The organism is Curtobacterium sp. HSID17257 (genome assembly GCF_003989515.1).
Classification (GTDB): Bacteria; Actinomycetota; Actinomycetes; order Actinomycetales; family Microbacteriaceae; genus Curtobacterium.
This window is the reverse complement of sequence record NZ_RBLU01000220.1, coordinates 1-1164: the sequence shown is the minus strand read 5'-3', so window position 1 is coordinate 1164 and position 1164 is coordinate 1. Positions and strand designations below refer to the sequence as shown.

The 1164-nt window shown below is 75.3% G+C and carries 2 protein-coding genes and 1 riboswitch; of the genes, one reads left to right on the top strand and one right to left on the bottom strand.

Going from position 1 to position 1164, the window contains the following annotated elements; all coding sequences use genetic code 11:
• Positions 1–401 (bottom strand): hydroxyethylthiazole kinase (locus D8M35_RS16130; RefSeq protein ID WP_174234771.1); only part of this gene is annotated, 401 nt, incomplete at its 3' end.
• A riboswitch (TPP riboswitch) is annotated at positions 390–485 on the bottom strand. It overlaps the preceding gene by 12 nt.
• A gap of 68 nt (positions 486–553) precedes the next feature.
• Here D8M35_RS16130 and D8M35_RS16125 point away from each other — a divergent pair.
• The coding region (locus D8M35_RS16125; protein ID WP_148113419.1) for an NUDIX domain-containing protein at positions 554–1164 on the top strand (611 nt) is incomplete at its 3' end.

Here is a 1164-nt window from a genome sequence, read left to right as displayed (position 1 = left end):
GTCTCGCGGACGCGCTGCTGCAGGTCGTGGGCGAGGGCGGTGCGGACCGGGAGCGAGCCGACCGCGACGGGGTCCAGGACCCACGGGGTACGGGCGTCGACCGCCGCGGTGGCGGCCTCGACCGACGCCGCACGCGGCTCGGGGTGGGGCGTACCGGTGTTCACGAGCAGCGCGTCGGCCACCCGGGCGAACGGACCGGCCTCGGTGGTGACGTCGACCATCGCGGCGGAGGCGCCGAGGGCGAGCAGGACGTTCGCCGTGACGTTCTGCACCACCGTGTTCGTGATGCACTGCACCAGGGGGCTGCGGGCGCGCACCTCCTCGAGCAGCGTGGCGGTGCGGGCAGGCCAGTCCGGGGACGGGGTGCCGGCGGATCCGGGTACGGGCGCAGCGGTGTGCATGGACGATCCCTTCGCGAGTACGAGCTCGAGCAGGTTCGACGGGTGTGATCTCAGCCGCTCGGTGCGGCACCCCGTGTCTCGGACGACACCGTACACGACGTCCGACGACCTCCTCCGGGCACACCGGGGGTGCGGTGTGCCAGTGTTGACGGGTGCCTGACGTGACCCCTCCCGGACCGCCGCCCGGACCCCGCGACCCCGGCGACGCGTGGGCCGTCGGACCGGACGGCACGAAGGCCTGGGGGCGGTTCGGTGCGGCCGGCCTGCTCGTCGACGACGGCGCCGGACGCGTGCTCCTGCAGCACCGCGTCGAGTGGAGCCACCACGGCGGCACGTGGGGCATCCCCGGCGGAGCTCGGCACCAGGACGAGGACGCCGTCACCGCGGCGCTCCGGGAGTCCGCGGAGGAGGCAGGGGTGCCCGAGGACGGCATCGACCTCCGGCACGCCGCCGTGCTCGACCTCGGGTTCTGGACCTACACGACCGTCGTCGGACGCGCCCGGACCCCGTTCGAGCCGGTGATCGCCGACCGCGAGAGCCTCGCGCTGTCGTGGGTGCCCGTCGCCGAGGTCGACGCGCTGCCGCTGCACCCGGGCTTCGGTGCCTCGTGGCCGGCGCTGCGTGCCGCGATGGAGACCGACCCGCACGTCGTGGTCGACGCGGCGAACGTGGTCGGCAGCGTGCCGGACGGCTGGTGGAAGGACCGCGCGGGTGCGGCCGAGCGGCTGCTGTCGTCCGTGGCGGCGCTCGCCGCACGGGGTGA